The 18000-nt window shown below is 60.3% G+C and carries 16 protein-coding genes and 1 pseudogene; 8 read left to right on the top strand and 9 right to left on the bottom strand.

Annotated elements, in window-relative coordinates:
* Positions 1 to 628 (top strand): IS110 family transposase (locus JJD66_RS01830; protein ID WP_200647487.1); only part of this gene is annotated, 628 nt, incomplete at its 5' end.
* A 289-nt stretch (positions 629 to 917) separates the two neighbouring features.
* Here the strand turns inward: JJD66_RS01830 and JJD66_RS01825 are convergent.
* From JJD66_RS01825 to JJD66_RS27950, 6 genes and pseudogenes are all read right to left on the bottom strand, one after another.
* On the bottom strand, positions 918 to 1694 hold the full coding sequence (locus tag JJD66_RS01825) for an N-acetylmuramoyl-L-alanine amidase (protein WP_200647486.1): 777 nt from the start codon (positions 1692 to 1694) through the stop codon (positions 918 to 920).
* 89 nt (positions 1695 to 1783) lie between these two features.
* On the bottom strand, positions 1784 to 3841 hold the full coding sequence (locus JJD66_RS01820) for a diguanylate cyclase (protein WP_200647485.1): 2058 nt from the start codon (positions 3839 to 3841) through the stop codon (positions 1784 to 1786).
* A complete protein-coding gene (locus JJD66_RS01815; RefSeq protein WP_003187377.1) occupies positions 3838 to 4716 on the bottom strand; it encodes an endonuclease/exonuclease/phosphatase family protein in 879 nt (292 codons plus the stop codon). Before JJD66_RS01815 ends, JJD66_RS01820 begins: the two co-directional genes overlap by 4 nt.
* Before the next feature lie 10 nt (positions 4717 to 4726).
* A complete protein-coding gene (gene dsbA, locus JJD66_RS01810; RefSeq protein ID WP_003187375.1) occupies positions 4727 to 5362 on the bottom strand; it encodes a thiol:disulfide interchange protein DsbA in 636 nt (211 codons plus the stop codon).
* A 167-nt stretch (positions 5363 to 5529) separates the two neighbouring features.
* On the bottom strand, positions 5530 to 6156 hold the full coding sequence (locus tag JJD66_RS01805; protein WP_014716340.1) for a c-type cytochrome: 627 nt from the start codon (positions 6154 to 6156) through the stop codon (positions 5530 to 5532).
* A 33-nt stretch (positions 6157 to 6189) separates the two neighbouring features.
* Positions 6190 to 6397: pseudogene (locus JJD66_RS27950) on the bottom strand (cytochrome).
* 192 nt (positions 6398 to 6589) lie between these two features.
* Between JJD66_RS27950 and yihA the strand changes: the two are divergent.
* Entirely contained in the window at positions 6590 to 7231 is a 642-nt protein-coding gene (yihA, locus tag JJD66_RS01800) for a ribosome biogenesis GTP-binding protein YihA/YsxC (RefSeq protein WP_003187369.1), read from the top strand.
* Between the two features lie 271 nt (positions 7232 to 7502).
* Here the strand turns inward: yihA and polA are convergent, their stop codons facing one another.
* Positions 7503 to 10298: a DNA polymerase I gene (gene polA / locus JJD66_RS01795; RefSeq protein ID WP_200647484.1), complete on the bottom strand. Its 2796-nt coding sequence runs from the start codon at positions 10296 to 10298 to the stop codon at positions 7503 to 7505.
* Between the two features lie 74 nt (positions 10299 to 10372).
* On the opposite strand from polA, the gene JJD66_RS01790 reads away from it, so the two are divergent.
* The gene (locus JJD66_RS01790) at positions 10373 to 10663 is read left to right on the top strand and encodes a DUF2782 domain-containing protein (RefSeq protein ID WP_200647483.1); all 291 of its coding nucleotides are present in this window, start codon (positions 10373 to 10375) and stop codon (positions 10661 to 10663) included.
* 56 nt (positions 10664 to 10719) lie between these two features.
* The gene (locus JJD66_RS01785; protein WP_105225299.1) at positions 10720 to 11673 is read left to right on the top strand and encodes a homoserine kinase; all 954 of its coding nucleotides are present in this window, start codon (positions 10720 to 10722) and stop codon (positions 11671 to 11673) included.
* Between the two features lie 107 nt (positions 11674 to 11780).
* Here JJD66_RS01785 and JJD66_RS01780 read toward each other — a convergent pair whose 3' ends face one another.
* A complete protein-coding gene (locus JJD66_RS01780; RefSeq protein ID WP_200647491.1) occupies positions 11781 to 12710 on the bottom strand; it encodes a zinc ABC transporter substrate-binding protein in 930 nt (309 codons plus the stop codon).
* 58 nt (positions 12711 to 12768) lie between these two features.
* On the opposite strand from JJD66_RS01780, the gene zur reads away from it, so the two are divergent.
* From zur to JJD66_RS01760, 4 genes are read left to right on the top strand one after another with little or no spacing between them, the layout of a single operon-like run.
* Positions 12769 to 13251 carry a zinc uptake transcriptional repressor Zur gene (gene zur, locus JJD66_RS01775; RefSeq protein WP_014716336.1) on the top strand — a complete coding sequence of 161 codons (483 nt, stop codon included), beginning with the start codon at positions 12769 to 12771 and terminating at the stop codon, positions 13249 to 13251.
* Complete coding sequence (gene znuC / locus JJD66_RS01770) at positions 13251 to 14021, top strand: zinc ABC transporter ATP-binding protein ZnuC (protein WP_003187361.1); 771 nt, start codon at positions 13251 to 13253, stop codon at positions 14019 to 14021. The genes zur and znuC overlap by 1 nt, the downstream gene beginning before the upstream one ends.
* Positions 14014 to 14802, top strand: a complete 789-nt coding sequence (gene znuB, locus JJD66_RS01765; protein ID WP_034129232.1) for a zinc ABC transporter permease subunit ZnuB — start codon at positions 14014 to 14016, stop codon at positions 14800 to 14802. Before znuC ends, znuB begins: the two co-directional genes overlap by 8 nt.
* A 37-nt stretch (positions 14803 to 14839) precedes the next feature.
* On the top strand, positions 14840 to 15559 hold the full coding sequence (locus JJD66_RS01760) for a PA5502 family lipoprotein (protein ID WP_105225297.1): 720 nt from the start codon (positions 14840 to 14842) through the stop codon (positions 15557 to 15559).
* Between the two features lie 86 nt (positions 15560 to 15645).
* Here the strand turns inward: JJD66_RS01760 and katE are convergent, their stop codons facing one another.
* On the bottom strand, positions 15646 to 17787 hold the full coding sequence (gene katE, locus JJD66_RS01755) for a catalase HPII (RefSeq protein ID WP_200647482.1): 2142 nt from the start codon (positions 17785 to 17787) through the stop codon (positions 15646 to 15648).
* Positions 17788 to 18000 lie beyond the last annotated feature (213 nt).

Here is an 18000-nt window from a genome sequence, read left to right as displayed (position 1 = left end):
CTTACTGCTGGAGCAGGGAGTATCCATGCCCCAAGGCGAAATGGCCATCAGCCAACGTATCCCGCGAATACTGGAAGACGCCACTCAGCCATTACCCGATTTGCTGCGCGAACTAATCGCCGAACTGTTAGTTGAATGGGTTCATTTGGGCGACCGCGTCAACGTGTTGACCGGTCGGCTCGAAACAGCGGCGAAGAACGATGAGACAGCCAAGCGATTGATGACGGTGCGCGGAGTCGGTCCGATCATAGCCACAGCGCTGCTGGCCAAGCAGACTGAGCCTGAACGCTTCGCCAATGCTCGACAGTTCGCCGCCTACTTCGGGCTGGTGCCTAGCCAGCACAGTAGCGGAGAAAAAGTCCGGCTCGGCAAGATGAGCAAGAAGGGGGATGCGTATTTGCGCAGCCTGGCGGTCCAGGGTGCCCACGCCGTGTTAAGACAGGTGCGACCGGATTCAGAACAGCCAGACGACCAGCGGCTACAGCGTTGGGTATCTCGCCTAGGGCGCAAGGAGGCGGCAGTGCGTTTGGCCAACCGTAACCTGCGTATCCTCTGGCGGCTCTTGCAAAACGACCAAACTTATCGACGTCAGCCAGGCAATAGTCAGGAGGCTGCGATGAGCCACTGATTTACAGAGTTCTGCCACCGGGGCGTTTAGCCGCTCCAACCCGTGCTAACGAACATTGACCCCTGGTCAGACCGTCGCGAATTGATGCCTGCGCTCCTACCGGCCCTTGAGGCCTTTTTGTAATGGGCAGATCGCGAGCTGATCCAATGTTGGCCAGAAGCTGTTTGGAGCTTCCTCGGATAGGCCTGATACATAGATGCAACCGGGTACCAATGTTTGAAAAGCGGGTTGACAGTGGAGGGCGAGTCCATACATAGGAGCGAGCTTGCTCGCTCCTACCTGTACACCATCAGCGGTGATTCAAGGCCCTCAGGATCGCGGCGCTTTCAGCATCTGGGGTGCCGTCAAACAATGACGGGCGAAAGCGCATCTGGAACGCAGCGATGACGTGCCTTGTGGCCACATCCAGCTCACCGGTCTGCGGCGTCTGGTAGCCCAGGCGCACCAGCTCTTCCTGGAACCAGGTAATGCTCGGCAACTGCGCGGCGTACTGCACCTGGAACCGGGCCACTGCCTGGGCATCCGGCCACACGGCCAGACCTTCTGCCGCCAAGCGTTTCCAAGGGAACAACGGGCCTGGGTCCAGCTTGCGCAGTGGGGCAATGTCGCTGTGCCCGATGATGTTCTTGGGGTCGATGCCATTGCGCTTGCTGATGTCCTTGAGCAGCACGATCAGCGACTGCACCTGCGCTTCGGAATACGGGTACCACACACGCCCCGTCGGCGTATCACTGAACCCTGGGTTGACGATCTCTATGCCGATGGAGCTGGAGTTGAGCCAGGTGCGCCCCATCCACTCGCTTTCCCCGGCGTGCCAGGCGCGCTGGCTTTCATCCACCAGCTTGTAGATGGTGCCGGAGGCGTCGTCGCCGATCAGGTAATGGCTGCTGACCTGGCCATGGGTCAACAGCGCCAGGGAACGTTCAAGGTTGGTCGAGGTGTAATGCACCACAACGAACTGCACGCGGTTGTCGTGGTTAACCGAAGGATGGCTGGTGTTCAGGCGCGGGCCACTGGCGCAGCCGGCGAGCAGAAGAAACGCTAAAGCGATATACAAGGATTTCATGGCGAGAGGCATTACACTGAAAGACGATAATGCAACAGTGTAACGTAAGGTTCATGGCTAGGCGGTCAAATCACAAAATGGAACATCTTTTATGCCGCCTGCACCTGATTACGCCCCGCAGCCTTTGCCCTGTAGAGTGCCTCGTCGGCACGCTTGAGCGCCAGGTCACTGCGCTCGCCGGCCTGAAACTGCGCCACGCCCATGGACACCGTGATCGTTACCGGCTCGCCCTTGAAGTGGAACGGGCACGCTGCAATGGCCTCACGCAATACTTCACCTACGGCCAGGGCATCCGCCAAAGCTGAGTCGGGCATGAGCAGCACAAACTCTTCACCCCCAAAACGCGCGATGAAGTCCGTCGGCCGCAGGCGCTTGCTCAGCACATTGGCGATGATCTTCAAGACTTTGTCCCCTGCCAGGTGACCGTAGCCGTCGTTGATGCGCTTGAAGTGGTCCAGGTCGAGCATAGCCAGCGACAGGCTGTTACCCCGCTGATGCCAGGCGTTGACCTCGTAATCGAGGCGTTCGCTCCACGCCGCACGGTTGGGCAGCCCGGTGAGCGGATCGATCAAGGCCTTCTGGCGCTGCACCTCCAGGTGCTCGCGGTAGCCCTGGGCCTCCTGCTCCATATGGGCCACGCGTTCAGCCAGGCCTTTGAGGCGCGCGGCCACTTCCTGTTCGCGCAGGTCACGCTGTTGCTGGTGTTCATCCATGGTGCCGAGCAAGCCCTCAAGATGGCTTTCGAGCACCTGCTTGAGGCTGTCCAGGTCGGCGGCGTCCTGCACGCTGCTTTGCAGGCCGTCGACCTGCTCGCGAATCTGTGTGTCCAGCTCCCGTGCGGCCAGGCTGCTGTCGGCGTGGCCCTCGCTGGCGACCTGCAGATGACCCTGGAATGCCTCGAGACGCTCGTTGAGCTGCTTGAGATAAGCCTCGAACTCATGCTGGCCACTGTCGGTGACCGCCAGCATCAGCACGGCCAGGTCATCCAGGATCGGCAGCAGTTCGTACCAATTCAAACCATGGGCGAGACGCTCACGCATCGCCTCGGCCTGGGGCTGGTGACGTTCGGGCAGGGAAAGATCTTCCAGCAGGCCGAGCAAAGTGCCTTCAATGTGCTTGGCCACCGAGCTGTAGGACGGTTCAGGAGAATCGGGCAGGGCGTAGGCGCCGTCCGGTTGCAGTTCGTCGGGCTCGGGGCTTTCCAGCACAGGGGGCAGCGACAGGCTGCCGATGGTGGTCTCATCCGGTGTTTCGACTGGAGCCGGCGGCGGTTCGATAAAGGCAGCGAGTGCGCTTTCGTGAGCAGGCTCCGCAACCGGTGGCGCCTGCACGTCGGGCTCCGGTAATTGCGCAGGCGCAATCGACGGCAGCTCTGGAGCGTCGAATACCGGCGTTTCGCTGGCGACCTCTTGCCCTTCGGCCGCGGCAACAGGCGCAGCCTTCAAGGCCACGGGTGTGGGTGACAGCGGTGCAAAGGCACGCAAGGCTTGGGTCAGCTCTTCCGATTGCGCAGGTTCTTCCGGTTCGGGTGCGGGTTTGGGCGCTGCAGGCTTTGGCGCTGCCAATTGCATTGCCGGCAGTGGCTCAGCGTCAACCGGCAATGCTTCACTGGCGGCCTCCTTACTACCGAACAGGCGTTGCAACAGGCCCGGGCCTGGGCGTGCGGTATCGCCTTCAGGCTCCAGATTATTCAGCGCCTGCCCCTGCAGGCTGCTCAGCTCACTGAGTAGCAGGGGTATCTCCCGCGCTTGTGCCACGCGACCATCGAGTTGCTTGGCGAAGGTTTTCAGCGGGCGAGCCACCTCGCGGGGCAACGACAGCTTTTGCAACTGGGTGACCAAGGCGGTGAGCGCGGTGCTGATCTGGTCGACACGGGTTTCGCGGCGCTGCTCCGAATCCAGCACGGCCTTTTCCAGGCGCGGCAGTAAAGCGGCGAGGGCAGCATCCATGTCGTTCGTGCGCACGACATCGCGCATTTCCTTCATGCATTGATCGACGGCGCGGTCGGTGCCTTCGGCGGCCAGCGTGCTGCGCACCAGCCCGCGGCGCAGCAAATCGAGGCGGGCAGCCCAGCGGCGTTCGAGTTTGTCTTGCTGCTCGATGCTCTGGAGGTATTTCTCTTTCCAGCGCTGGGCGTCGTCGCTCATGCAAGGGGTCCGCGAGGGCCTGGGCTCAACGCGGGTAATGCATCAGCCGTGAGCGAACCCGGCAGACGAATCTCTACCGCGACCGGCAGGTGATCGGAAATGGGCTGCGCTAGCACCTGCACACTTTCCAGTGTGAGGCTTGGGCTGAGCAGGATATGGTCAAGACAGCGCTGCGGGCGCCAGCTGGGAAACGTGGCTTCGACTTGCGGCGCCAATAACCCAAGGTCGCGCAGCGGAGAATTCTGCAGCAGGTCGTTGGCATGGGTGTTCATGTCACCCATGAGCACCTGATGCTTATAGTTGCCAATCAATTCACGCACGTAGGCCAGTTGCAGGTTGCGCGTACGCCCCCCGAGGGCCAGATGCATCATCACCACCACCAAGGCTTCCGGACCTTCGCCAAAACGCACAAGAATCGCCCCGCGCCCTTTGGGGCCTGGCAGGGGGTGATCTTCAATTGCAGTGGGTTTGAGACGGCTGAGCACGCCGTTGCTGTGCTGTGCCAGGCGCCCTAGATTACGGTTGAGTTGCTGATACCAGTATGGAAAAGCCCCCAACTGAGCCAGGTGTTCCACCTGGTTGATATAGCCGGAGCGCAGGCTGCCGCCGTCGGCTTCCTGCAGGGCGACCAAGTCGAAGTCACTTAGCAGGTCGCCGATTTTCTGCAGGTTACCGGTACGCCCCTTGTGGGGCAGCAGATGCTGCCAGCCACGCGTGAGGTAGTGCCGATACTTCTCGGTACTGTTGCCCACCTGGATATTGAAGCTGAGCAGGCGCAAGCGGCTGTCTGCCGGCAGGCCCGTGGACTCCAGGTGATGCTCGTTGACCTGCGGTTCATGCAGGCCAACGACACGCTCGGTACCCCAGCGGCGCATGGCGAGCCCCTTACTTGGCAGCGCGTTCTTTGGCAATCAGTTGGTCAGCAACGTTCAGGGTCGCTTCAGGACCACCGGTGCTGCCCAGGTCGAAACGGTATTTGCCGTTGACGATCAGAGTTGGAACGCCTTGCACGCCGTACTTCTGCGCGAGTTCCTTGGCCTGTTTGATCTGGCCCTGGATAGCGAAGGAGTTAAAGGTCGCCAGGAACTTGTCCTTGTCGACACCTTGAGTAGCAACGAAGTCAGCCATTTCGTCCGGCTTGGTCAGGCGCTTGCCTTGTTTCTGGATCGCTTCGAAGACAGCGTTGTGGACCTTGTGCTCAACACCCATGGCTTCCAGGGTCAGGAACAGTTGGCCGTGGGCGTCCCATGGGCCACCGAACATGGCAGGAATGCGACGGAAGTTAACGTCCTTGGGCAGCTTTTCAGCCCATGGGTTGATAGTCGGCTCGAAGGCGTAGCAATGCGGGCAGCCGTACCAGAACAGCTCCACCACCTCGATCTTGCCGGGTACCGCAACCGGAACCGGGTTAGCCAGTTCAACATAGGTTTTACCGGCTTCAAGCGGCACATCGGCAGCTTGAGCGGTCATGCCGAAGAGGCTGGCAGTGACGAGAGCGGCGCTGAGGATCAGATTACGCATGCTTTACTCCTGGACAAATAAAGTCGCCTCACGCGACCTTTGTTGTGACAGGTCTACGCGGACATGAGTTCGTTAGTGTAACGGCAGCGGCCACAAAAAAGGGCGGCCTGAGCCACCCTTTTTATGCTTGCATCGCGGGATTAATCGAGCGTTAACGCCCAGCCCCGTCAGTGCAGGCCCTGGATATAACTGGAGAGGGCTGCGATGTCTTCGTCGCTCAGCTTGCGAGCGATGGTGCGCATGGTCATGGCGTCCCCATCGTTGGCCCGGCCGGCTTCTTCTTTGCGGAAGTCGGTCAACTGTTTGGCGATGTAGGTGGCATGCTGGCCGCTCAGGTGCGGGAAGCCTGCGGCAGCGTTGCCTGCGCCATTGGGCGAGTGGCAACCGGTGCAGGCGGGCAAGCCTTTTTCCAGGTTACCGCCACGGAACAACTGTTCTCCGCGGGCGACCAATTTAGGATCGGCAGCTCCCACGCTACCCTTCTGGCTGGCAAAATACGCCGCGAGGTCCGCCAGGTCCTGATCGTTGAGATTGGTCAGCAGGCCGGTCATTTCCAGCACCGTGCGCTTGCCGTCCTTGATGTCGTGCATCTGCTTGCTCAGGTAACGCTCACCCTGGCCGGCCAGTTTGGGGAAGTTCGGCGCCGGGCTGTTACCATCCGGGCCGTGGCAGGCACCACACACGGCGGCCTTCGCTTGACCGGCAGTGGCATCACCTTTGACGGGGCCCTCTGCAGCGACGGCAGCGCCTGTGATGCCCAAGGTCAACAGCAGACTCACGATCAGTTTGTTCATCAGCTAATCCAACTACGGCTAAGGGTTTAAGAGTTATCTACCGGGTTTACTCACCATCAAATCAATGACGGCCTGGTAATCCTCAGTACTGCAGTCCATGCACAAACCACGCGGCGGCATTGCCTTGAAACCCTGGGTCACGCACTGCGTCAGCCTGACCATGCAAACTCGGTTGATCCTGTGTAGCCTGAGCGCCGTAAAGCGGAATCAGGGCAGCAGAAGCGAGCAACCGTCGGTCCATACATCGACCTATTCAGGGTTTGAGAGCGTTTTGCGTTCTAATGCGCAATAAAGGTCTTTCGCTCCCGTGAACCTCATCCTTCGCTGGGACAAAGCACACACAAAATCTGCGGCATTATATACTGGCGCTACTGAAACGGAAACGACACCGCTTGCCGCACCCTTTCTCGGCACCGCCCACATCGGAAATCTCATGCAACTCAAGAACCCCATCCTCGGCCTGTGCCAACAGTCCACCTTCATGCTCAGCGCCGCCAAAGTGGACCAATGCCCCGATGACGAGGGCTTTGAAGTCGCCTTTGCCGGCCGTTCCAACGCCGGTAAATCCAGCGCACTGAACACCCTGACTCACGCCAGCCTGGCGCGCACCTCGAAAACCCCGGGCCGCACGCAACTACTCAATTTCTTCAAGCTAGACGATGATCGGCGTCTGGTCGACCTGCCGGGCTACGGTTATGCAAAAGTACCTATCCCGCTGAAGCTGCATTGGCAGCGTCACCTTGAGGCTTACCTGGGCGGTCGCGAGAGTTTGAAGGGTTTGATTCTGATGATGGATATCCGTCATCCAATGACCGACTTCGACTTGCTGATGCTCGACTGGGCTGTCGCCAGCGGCATGCCGATGCACATTTTGCTGACCAAGGCCGACAAGCTCACCTACGGCGCAGCCAAGAACACGCTGCTCAAAGTGCAGTCCGAAATCCGTAAGGGCTGGGGCGATACCATCACGATTCAGCTGTTCTCTGCCCCCAAGCGCATGGGCCTGGAAGAAGCCTACACCGTACTGGCCGGCTGGATGGAATTGGCGGACAAGGGCGCAGAAATCGCCGAGTGACTTTTCTGCGGGCAAAAAAAACCCCGGACTTCTTTTGGGGAGGGGAAGTTCGGGGTTCAAGTTCCGGACCGCTAGGGCGGGGTCCAGAATTATCTGCCAACACTTAACACAACATAGGAGCATTGAAGGGCTTCACCACCCATTCAGTAACTCTGAGTGGCAGTTCACAGGTTAAGTTCCGACAGGCTCAAAAAACTATTGGAAATAACTGACGACGGTTTCCGATCTAAACCGCTTCGCCACCACTGACGGTGATGGCGAAGCCGCGGAATCAGTGCGCCTCGTCCCAGTTATCGCCCACGCCTACGTCCACCACCAACGGCACGTCCAACTGAGCCGCTGCGCTCATATGCTCGCGAATCTTCTCGCTGACCTGCGCGACCAAGTCTTCACGCACCTCCAGCACCAATTCGTCGTGCACTTGAAGGATGACCTTGGCATCCAGGCCCGACTCGGTCAGCCAGTTATCCACCCGCACCATGGCTTTCTTGATGATGTCCGCCGCCGTGCCCTGCATCGGCGCGTTGATCGCTGTGCGCTCGGCCGCCGCGCGCTCCTGGGGCTTGTTGGAGTTGATATCCGGCAAGTACAGGCGCCGCCCGAAGAAGGTTTCGACATACCCCTGATCCGCCGCCTGGGCGCGGGTGCGCTCCATATATTCGCGCACCCCTGGATAGCGAGCGAAGTACACATCAATGTAAGCCTTGGCGGTCTTGGTATCGACACCGATGTCCTTACCCAGCTTCTGGGCACCCATGCCGTAAATCAGGCCAAAGTTGATCGCCTTGGCGCTGCGGCGCTGGTTGGACGTGACCTCATTCAACTCGACCTTGAATACTTCGGCCGCCGTGGCCGTGTGCACGTCCAGGTCATTGCGGAAGGCGTTCATCAAGCCTTCGTCCTTGGACAAATGCGCCATGATCCGCAGCTCGATCTGCGAATAGTCCGCCGCCAGCAGCTTGTAGCCCTTGGGCGCGACAAACGCCTGGCGAATGCGCCGCCCCTCGGCGGTACGCACCGGAATGTTCTGCAGGTTCGGATCGCTGGAGGACAAGCGCCCGGTCGCCGCGACGGCCTGATGGTAAGAGGTATGAATACGCCCGGTACGCGGGTTGATCTGTTCCGGCAGGCGGTCGGTGTAGGTACTTTTGAGCTTGCTCATGCTGCGGTACTGCATCAGTACCTTGGGCAACGGAAAATCATCTTCGGCCAGTTTGGCCAACACTTCCTCAGCGGTGGATGCCTGGCCCTTGCCGGTTTTTTTCAGCACCGGCATGCCGAGCTTCTCGTACAGGATCGCCCCGAGCTGCTTGGGCGAGCCCAGGTTGAATTCTTCACCGGCGATCTCGTACGCCTGGCGCTCCAGCTCGACCATTTTGTTACCCAGCTCGATGCTCTGGATGCCGAGCAGATCCTTGTCTACCAGTGCGCCCTGGCGCTCGATGCGTGCCAGCACCGGCACCAGCGGCATCTCGATGTCCGTCAGCACACTGACCAGGCTCGGGATCGCCGCCAGTTGCGCGTACAAGTGCTGATGCAGGCGCAAGGTCACGTCGGCATCTTCGGCCGCGTAGGGGCCGGCTTGCTCAAGGGCGATCTGATCGAACGTGAGTTGCTTGGCCCCTTTGCCGGCGATGTCCTGGAAGCTGACCGTGTCGTGGTCCAGGTACTTCTTCGCCAGACTGTCCATATCGTGCCGGGTCGCGGTGGAATTGAGCACGTAGGATTCGAGCATGGTGTCGAAGGCGATGCCGCGTACGGTAATGCCCTGTGCAGGGTCGCCACCAATGGCGCAGTTGGCCAGGATGTTCATGTCGAACTTGGCGTGCTGGCCCACCTTGAGTTTGGTCGGGTCTTCCAGCAGCGGTTTCAGGGCCAGCAGAACGGTGTCGCGGTCCAATTGATCCGGCGCGCCGATATAGGAATGGGTCAGCGGGATGTAGGCGGCTTCATGGGGCTGCACAGCAAACGAGACCCCGACCAATTGCGCCTGCTGGGCGTCGATGCCGGTGGTTTCGGTGTCGAAAGCAAACAACGGCGCATCGTGGAGTTTTTTCAGCCACACGTCGAAGGTAGCCTGGTCCAGAATAGTGGTGTAAACCGCCTCTACCGGTACTGATACAACAGCCTCGACCGGCATTTCGGCGGCAGGCGCAACCTCGCTCGCCGACTTGAGCTCGACACGCTTGGCATCGCGCTGGATTTCGTCGTACCAGCTCTTGAACTCAAGCAGCGTGTACAGCTCCAGCAGCTTTTCGCGATCCGGTTCGATCAGGTGCAAGTCATCCAGCCCGATATCCAGCGGCACATCGATCTTGATCGTCGCCAACTGATAGGACAGGAATGCCATCTCCTTGTGCTCCTCCAGCTTGGCCGGCAGGGTCTTGGCCCCACGGATAGGCAGGGTCGGCACAATATCCAGCTGCTCATAAAGCTCTTTGAGGCCGCCATTGACCCCTACCAGCAAGCCGGAGGCGGTCTTGGGGCCAATGCCCGGAACGCCGGGAATGTTGTCGGACGAGTCACCCATCAACGCCAGATAGTCAATGATCTGCTCCGGAGCGACGCCGAATTTCTCCTTAACGCCCTCGATGTCCATCGAGCTACCGGTCATGGTGTTGACCAAGGTAATGTGGCCGTCCACCAGCTGCGCCATGTCTTTGTCACCGGTCGAGATCACCACCGGGCGGCTGGCGGCCGCGCTGCTGCGGGCCAGGGTACCGATCACGTCATCGGCCTCGACGCCCTCGACGCACAGCAACGGGAAGCCAAGAGCGATCACGCTTTGATGCAGCGGCTCGATCTGCAGGCGCATGTCATCGGGCATGCTCGGGCGGTTGGCTTTGTATTCGGCGTACATCTCATCGCGAAAAGTCCCACCCTTGGCGTCGAAAACCACCGCAAATGGGCTGTCCGGGTACTGCTTGCGCAGGCTTTTGAGCATGTTCAACACGCCCTTGACCGCACCGGTGGGCAGGCCTTTGGAGGTGGTCAGCGGTGGCAGCGCGTGGAAGGCGCGATACAGATAAGAAGAACCGTCCACCAGGACGAGGGGCGCTTGGCTCATGAGCAGGATCAACCTTTTCGGCGGGTCAGGCGCTAGAATAGCCGGACCAATGAAAACAAAGGGACAAGGTTATCATGCGTACATTCAATCGCCTGCTGTTGACCGGTTTGATTGCACTCGCTCCGATGGCTGTCATGGCGGCAGACAGTGCCCCTGGAGGTGATCCGGAAGTTACCATTCGCACGGAAGGCGACAAAACCATCCAGGAATACCGCCAAAACGGCTTTCTGTACGCGATCAAGGTCACCCCGAAGGGCGCACCACCGTACTTTCTGGTACGTGCGGACGGCACCGACGCGAATTTCATCCGCTCTGACCAGCCGGATATGCTGATCCCGTCATGGAAGATCTTCGAATGGAAATGATTTCTTAATTTTAACCGGCGCTGCCCACCGCAGCGCCCGTAACGGCAGTTTTAACCATGTCTGTGTTCACCCCCCTGGCTCGGCCCGAGCTAGAAACCTTTCTCGCCCCTTATGGGCTCGGCCGCCTGCTTGATTTCCAGGGGATTGCCGCCGGCAGCGAAAACACCAATTTCTTTATCAGCCTGGAGCAGGGCGAGTTCGTCCTGACCCTGGTTGAGCGTGGCCCGGTGGCAGAAATGCCGTTCTTCATCGAACTGCTCGACGTGCTCCACGACGCCGACCTGCCTGTGCCGTACGCCCTGCGTACCACCGACGGCATCGCTTTGCGCGAACTCAAGGGCAAACCGGCCTTGCTGCAACCGCGCCTGGCGGGCAAGCACATCAAGGAGGCCAATGCACAGCATTGCACCCAGGTTGGCGAACTGCTCGGCCACCTGCACTTGGCCACCCAGGGCGAAAAGGTACTTGAACGCAAGACCGACCGCGGCCTGGATTGGATGCTCTGCGAGGGCGCGCAACTCATTTCGCACCTCAACGAGGCCCAGCAACGCCTATTGCGCGATGCGCTGGCCGAGATCGACGCCCACAAGGCCGACATTCTCGGCCTGCCGCGGGCGAATGTGCACGCCGATCTGTTTCGCGATAACGCGATGTTTGAAGGCACGCACCTGACAGGCCTGATCGACTTCTACAACGCCTGTTCGGGGCCGATGCTCTACGACGTGGCCATCGCCTTGAATGACTGGTGCTCGGATGCCGATGGCGTGATTGACGGTCACCGTGCCCGGGCGCTGCTGGGCGCTTACGCGGGGCTACGGGGGTTTACCGCGAAGGAAGCCGAGCTATGGCCGACCATGCTGCGCGTGGCGTGCGTACGGTTCTGGCTGTCCCGGCTGATCGCGGCCGAATCATTTGCCGGGCAGGATGTGTTGATTCATGACCCGGCTGAGTTCGAGCACCGCTTGGCGCAGCGTCAACAGGTCACGGTCCACCTGCCGTTCGCACTTTAAAAGACCGACTCCGTCAATGTGGGAGCTGGCTTGCCTGCAATAGCAGTATCGACTGACACTGCGCTATCGCGGGCAAGCCCACTCCCACAGGGGTTTTGTGTTGCGTGTTAGAGCGACTCCAGGCAGCCGGCCAGGTCATTGCCGAGCTTTTCCAGTACCTGCTCATAACCCTGCGCGGTAGCGGGCGTATAGCCACCCAACGCATCCAATTCAGCCAACTTTACCGGCAACCCGGCCACCAGGGTTTCGGCCAAGCGAGGTCGCAACGGCGGCTCGCTGAACACGCAAGTCTTGCCCACTTCCTGCAAACGCGCGCGCATCGCCGCTACGTGCTGCGCGCCCGGCTGCACTTCGGCGGCCACGCTGAACACGCCAGCATGCTTCAAACCGTACGCCTCTTCGAAGTAGTCAAAGGCTTCGTGAAACACGAAATAAGGTTTGCCATCAACGCCCGCCAAACGCTGCTTCAGGCGCGCATCCAGCGCGTTCAGGCGTTCTTCGAAGGCCTTCGCATTGCTCTGATAACGCTCGGCATTGGCTGGGTCGGCAGCGCTAAGATCGGCCGCCATCCGAGTGGCGATCACACGTGCATTGACCGTGGACAGCCACAGGTGCGCATCCACACTGCCTGGGCGGTGATCGTGGTCATGTTCGTCGGCTTCATCGGCATGAGAGTGGCTATCTTCGCCGAAGATGCGCAGTTTCATGCCTGGCAGGTCCTGCACGGCCACCGTTGGCGCCGTACGGCCTTTGAGCACACGCGGCAAAAACGTTTCCATGTCCGGCCCGATCCAGTACAGCAGGTCCACCGACTGCACACGCCGTACGTCGGATGGGCGCAAAGCGAAGTTGTGCGGCGACGCCCCCGGCGGCAGCAATACCTCCGGAACAGCCAAGCCGTCCTGCACGGCAGCGGCAATCAGTTGCAAGGGCTTGATGCTCGTCAGCACCTTGACCTCGGCCTGAGCGGCACCCGCAACGAACAAACTGGTGACAAATACGACAAAAACGGGAAAAAGTCGGGACACGATGACCACTCGATGGCGTAGGAACGGGTAACATAATAACGTCTCTATCAAATATCTGTCGCCGCTCATGCCTAAAACACCGCTTGCCAGCCGTCCCCACGACCACTCTCACTGCGTGCACACCGCATTGTCAGAGGCCGACACCCTGTGCGCAAAGAAAGGCTTGCGCCTGACCGCCTTGCGTCGCCGGGTGCTGGAGCTGGTGTGGCAGAGCCACAAGCCTTTGGGCGCGTACGACATTCTCGGCGTCCTCAGCGAGCAGGACGGCCGCCGCGCCGCGCCGCCCACCGTTTACCGTGCGTTGGATTTCCTGCTGGAAAACGGCCTGGTGCACCGTATCGCCTCGCTTAACGCCTTTGTCGGTTGCAACCACCCGGAGCACGCGCATCAGGGCCAGTTCCTGATCTGCCGCGAGTGCCACGCCGCCATTGAGCTTGAACAAAAAAGCATCAGCGACGCCATTATCAAAAGCTCTGCCGACGTCGGCTTCAAGGTCGAAGGGCAAACGGTCGAAGTGGTCGGCCTGTGCGCAGGCTGCCAGGGGGTTTGATGAGCAATGCGTTAATCCGCCTGGAGCAGGTCGGGGTCACGTTCGCCGGGCAAAACGTGCTGGAGAACATCGCACTGAGCGTGGAACCGGGGCAAATCGTCACCCTGATCGGCCCCAACGGCGCCGGCAAAACCACCTTGGTGCGCGCCGTGCTCGGGCTGCTCAAGCCCCACAGCGGCACGGTTTGGCGCAAGCCCAAGCTGCGCGTGGGCTATATGCCGCAAAAGCTGCATGTGGACCCGACATTGCCGCTCTCCGTATTGCGCTTCCTGCGCCTGGTGCCTGGCGTAGACCGCGCCCGCGCCCAGGCTGCGCTTAAGGAAGTCGGCGCCGAACACGTCATCGACAACCCGGTGCAAAGCATCTCCGGTGGCGAAATGCAGCGCGTGCTGCTGGCCCGCGCCTTGCTGCGCGAGCCCGAGTTGCTGGTACTCGATGAGCCCGTGCAAGGCGTCGATGTCGCCGGCCAGGCCGAGCTGTACAGCCTGATCACCCGCCTGCGCGACCGCCATGGTTGCGGCGTACTGATGGTCTCCCACGACTTGCACCTGGTCATGAGCACCACCGACCAAGTGGTCTGCCTCAACCGCCACGTATGCTGCTCCGGCCACCCGGAACAGGTCAGTGGCGACCCGGCGTTCGTGGAACTGTTCGGCAAGAACGCCCAGAGCCTGGCGATCTACCATCACCACCATGACCACGCCCATGACCTGCATGGCGCCGTCGTCGATACCCCCCACGTTCATGGAGATAGCTGCAAGCATGGCTGATTTTCTGCTCTACGCCCTGCTGGCAGGCTTGGCTTTGGCACTGGTGGCGGGCCCATTGGGCTCGTTCGTGGTCTGGCGACGCATGGCCTATTTCGGCGACACCTTGTCCCATGCCGCCTTGCTGGGCGTGGCCATGGGCTTTCTGCTGGATGTAAGCCCGGCCATCGCCGTGACCGTCGGCTGCCTGCTGCTAGCCGTGCTGCTGGTGACCCTGCAGCAACGCCAGCCACTGGCCTCCGACACCCTGCTGGGCATCCTCGCGCCCAGCACCTTGTCCCTGGGCCTGGTGGTGCTGAGCTTCATGCATGAAGTGCGCATCGACCTGATGGCCTACCTGTTCGGCGACCTGCTGGCGATCAGCCCGACCGACCTGGCCTGGATCCTCGGCGGCAGCGCTGCGGTGCTGGTGTTGCTGGTGGCCCTGTGGCGCCCGTTGCTGGCGATCACCGTGCATGAAGAACTGGCCAAGGTAGAAGGCTTGCCCGTCGCAGGCCTGCGTATGGCCTTGATGTTGCTCATCGCCGTGGTGATTGCTGTCGCGATGAAGATTGTCGGCGTATTGTTGATCACGTCGCTGCTGATCATTCCAGCCGCCGCCGCCCAGCGCCACGCTCGCTCTCCGGAGCAGATGGCGATCGGCGCCAGCCTCCTGGGGATGCTTGCAGTGTGTGGTGGCCTGGCGCTGTCCTGGTTCAAGGACACACCGGCCGGGCCGTCGATTGTGGTTACGGCGGCCGCCCTGTTTCTGCTGAGTTTTGTCCTGCCCCGTCGAGGGGTGTAGACTTGCTCGCTTTTTGCGCAAATAGAGAGTCGCAGGAATGAAGCCGTTCACCTCCCGTTATCTGCTCCTTGCCGCATTTTCACTGCTGCTGGGCGCCTGCCAAAGTACGCCGCCCGCTGCCCCCCAGGCTCCGGATCCGCGGGCTGCGGCCATCGCGCAGCTGGAACAAAACCTGGCCAGCAGCGAATTGGCCACCGCCGAAGACCAACTGGCTGCACTACAGGCCCAATCGCCCAGCGACCCGGCACTAGAGGCCTACCAGCGTCAATTGGCCGAAGCCTACCTGCAGCGCAGCCAGATCGTGCTGCAAAAAGGCGACGTCAACGCGGCCGCCACGGCCCTGAGCCGTGCCCGCGCCCTGATGCCCAAGGCGCCTGCGCTGACCGGTGGCGTCAACAGCGCCATCAGCCATGCGCGCAAAGCCGAATTGGACCAGGCAGAAGCTGCGTTGAAAGCCGCTGAGGCCAAGCCTGCCGCCAAGGTCATCGACCCCGCAGCGCCGAGCACCACCGTGGCGCTAAACCTTGCGGATGTTGAAGACATGCGCCATCAGTTGGACGCAATCGCCACCGATGTGGTGAATTACCAGTGCGATGTCAGCATCCAGGTGCCACGCACCCAGGATTACCCGTGGCTGGCCACGTTACTGACCAAGCGGGTCAAGCGGATTGATTCGGGGTATGACCTGAAGATTCACCGGCAAATCCTGAAACATATTCCGGCGCAGGTTGTGCTGATTCCGCGCAAGGCGGATTAAAAGCATCGCAGGCATGCCAGCTCCCACATTTGAGCGGTGTGGGAGCTGGCTTGCCTACGATGACGATCTAACAAACAACCGATAAGTTAAGCCGGAATCGCCTTGGATTTCGGCTCACGCTCCCACACCCGATGCTGGGCAATCGCCGCGAAGAAGGCCTTGAACGCCTTGGCATCCGCGCCCACGATCAACCCCGCATCCGCCTCCAGTTTCAGCAGGTCCAGCAACGGCTTCACATCGCTGGCTACCGCAATCGCCTTCAGGTGTTTGTAGGCTTCCAGTATGTAATGCAACGCCAAGCCATCACCGCTCAGCGCCTTCACGGACTCTTTGCCACCCGGGATAAACACTGCGTCGAAGGCAATGGACGGCATGCCTTCCATCGAGGCGTCGACCGGCAGCGTCTTGCCCTGCGCGGTGGTCACAGGTGCCGAAGTAGGCCCCAGCAACTTGGCATGGGCGCCTTCAGCTTCAAGCGCGGCTTTTAACGCGTCAATGGCCGCACCATCAACGCCGTTGGCTGCCAGAATCGCCACTTTGCGCGTTTTGATATCGCCCGATAGCAAATTCACCTGGCTCAAGGCTGGCGATTCTTTCAACGACGTTTCACGGGCAGGCACGGTGCCCTTGGTCGGCGCTGGCAAGCCCAGGTTCTGCGCAACGCGCTTGGCCAGCTCCAGGTCGATATTGGCCAGGATCTCGTTGACCTGGCGCGCACGGATGAACTCGCGCTCCACCTTGCCCAGCTCAAAACTGTAGGCCGCGATAATGTGCTCTTTCTCGTGGTGGCTCATGCTGTTGTAGAACAGCGTCGCCTGGGAGAAATGGTCACCGAAGGATTCGCTGCGCTCACGCACTTTGTTGGCATCGACGCGCTCGTAGTAGGACTCAAAGCCACCATCGGTAGGACCAGCAGGGGTTTCTTTCGGCCAACCACCATCAATAGAGTTTGGCTCGTAGGACGCACGACCCTTATCAATCACGGTGCGATGCTGAGCGTCGCGCTGGCCGTTATGAAAAGGCACGACAGGCCGGTTAATTGGAATCTCATGAAAGTTCGGCCCGCCCAGTCGGCTGATCTGGGTATCGGTGTAGGAAAACAGACGGCCCTGCAGCAATGGGTCGTTGGTGAAGTCGATGCCCGGCACGATGTGGCCCGGGCAGAACGCAACCTGCTCGACTTCAGCGAAGAAGTTGTCCGGGTTACGGTTGAGCACCATTTTGCCCAGCGGCGTGATCGGTACCAGTTCTTCTGGAATGATCTTGGTCGGGTCGAGCAAGTCGAAATCAAACGTGTGCTCGTCTTCTTCGGCCACGATCTGTACGCCCAGCTCCCACTCGGGGTAATCGCCGCTTTCAATCGCTTCCCACAGGTCACGACGGTGGTAGTCCGTATCTTTACCGGCCAGCTTTTGCGCCTCATCCCATACCAGCGAGCAGGTGCCGACTTTTGGACGCCAGTGGAACTTCACGAAGCTGGACTTACCTTCGGTATTGATCAAACGGAAGGTGTGTACCCCAAAGCCCTGCATGGCGCGCAGGCTTTTTGGAATGGCGCGGTCGGACATGGCCCAGATCACCATGTGCGCGGATTCCGGTTGCAGCGAAACAAAGTCCCAGAACGTATCGTGGGCCGAACCGCCGGTAGGAATCTCGTTATGAGGCTCGGGTTTCACCGCGTGGACGAAGTCAGGAAATTTGATCGCATCCTGGATGAAGAACACCGGCATGTTGTTGCCCACCAGGTCGAAGTTGCCTTCGTCGGTGAAGAACTTCACGGCAAAACCGCGAACGTCACGCACGGTGTCGCCGGAGCCACGCGGGCCCTGCACCGTGGAAAAACGCGCGAACACCGGGGTTTTATGCTCAGGCGTGCGCAGGAAACCTGCCTTGGTCAGCGCCGAATGGTCGCCGTAACTCTGGAAATAGCCATGGGCCCCCGTACCACGGGCATGCACGATGCGCTCCGGGATGCGCTCATGGTCGAAGTGCGTGATCTTTTCACGCATGATGAAGTCTTCCAGCAGCGACGGGCCGCGGGCGCCGACTTTCAGGCTGTTCTGGTTATCGGAAATTTTCACGCCCTGGTTGGTGCGCAGGGCCTGGCCGGTTGCATCGGAACGGAATTCTTCCAACGCCTGCAGCTTGGCGTTGGTGTTGCCACGGTCCAGGGTATCAGTGCCCGCGAGTTCACTCTTCGGCGGGGTGGCTGGCTTCTTGGTACTCATCAGTCAAAACTCCTTATTCAAAGTGGCCAGAGCGGTCCCCGGCTCGTTTGAGCAAAACCCCAGGCACGGCACCTGGGAAATCGAGTTGCTTAAGTAGTGACTGACTGGGTTTTGCACCGTTCCTTTTTTATGACCTTTGGTCTCGTTATTGCCAAATCGCTGGATGGATACGAAATAAATGCTAAGAAACACTAGACGGACAGGCTAAAATGC

The sequence above is a fragment of the Pseudomonas sp. MF6751 genome, assembly GCF_016613265.1.
In the GTDB taxonomy this organism is placed as follows: domain Bacteria; phylum Pseudomonadota; class Gammaproteobacteria; order Pseudomonadales; family Pseudomonadaceae; genus Aquipseudomonas; species Aquipseudomonas fluorescens_BV.
Note: the sequence above shows the minus strand (reverse complement) of the source record. Positions and strands in the feature narration are given on the sequence as shown.

Coding starts and splice junctions, on each gene's coding strand:
- JJD66_RS01760 (WP_105225297.1), top strand. CDS start 14,840: ATGAAGCCGTTCACCTCCCGTTATCTGCTCCTTGCCGCATTTTCACTG.
- znuB (WP_034129232.1), top strand. CDS start 14,014: ATGGCTGATTTTCTGCTCTACGCCCTGCTGGCAGGCTTGGCTTTGGCA.
- JJD66_RS01820 (WP_200647485.1), bottom strand. CDS start 3,841: ATGAGCGACGACGCCCAGCGCTGGAAAGAGAAATACCTCCAGAGCATC.
- dsbA (WP_003187375.1), bottom strand. CDS start 5,362: ATGCGTAATCTGATCCTCAGCGCCGCTCTCGTCACTGCCAGCCTCTTC.
- JJD66_RS01825 (WP_200647486.1), bottom strand. CDS start 1,694: ATGAAATCCTTGTATATCGCTTTAGCGTTTCTTCTGCTCGCCGGCTGC.
- yihA (WP_003187369.1), top strand. CDS start 6,590: ATGCAACTCAAGAACCCCATCCTCGGCCTGTGCCAACAGTCCACCTTC.
- znuC (WP_003187361.1), top strand. CDS start 13,251: ATGAGCAATGCGTTAATCCGCCTGGAGCAGGTCGGGGTCACGTTCGCC.
- JJD66_RS01805 (WP_014716340.1), bottom strand. CDS start 6,156: ATGAACAAACTGATCGTGAGTCTGCTGTTGACCTTGGGCATCACAGGC.
- zur (WP_014716336.1), top strand. CDS start 12,769: ATGCCTAAAACACCGCTTGCCAGCCGTCCCCACGACCACTCTCACTGC.
- katE (WP_200647482.1), bottom strand. CDS start 17,787: ATGAGTACCAAGAAGCCAGCCACCCCGCCGAAGAGTGAACTCGCGGGC.
- polA (WP_200647484.1), bottom strand. CDS start 10,298: ATGAGCCAAGCGCCCCTCGTCCTGGTGGACGGTTCTTCTTATCTGTAT.
- JJD66_RS01815 (WP_003187377.1), bottom strand. CDS start 4,716: ATGCGCCGCTGGGGTACCGAGCGTGTCGTTGGCCTGCATGAACCGCAG.
- JJD66_RS01785 (WP_105225299.1), top strand. CDS start 10,720: ATGTCTGTGTTCACCCCCCTGGCTCGGCCCGAGCTAGAAACCTTTCTC.
- JJD66_RS01790 (WP_200647483.1), top strand. CDS start 10,373: ATGCGTACATTCAATCGCCTGCTGTTGACCGGTTTGATTGCACTCGCT.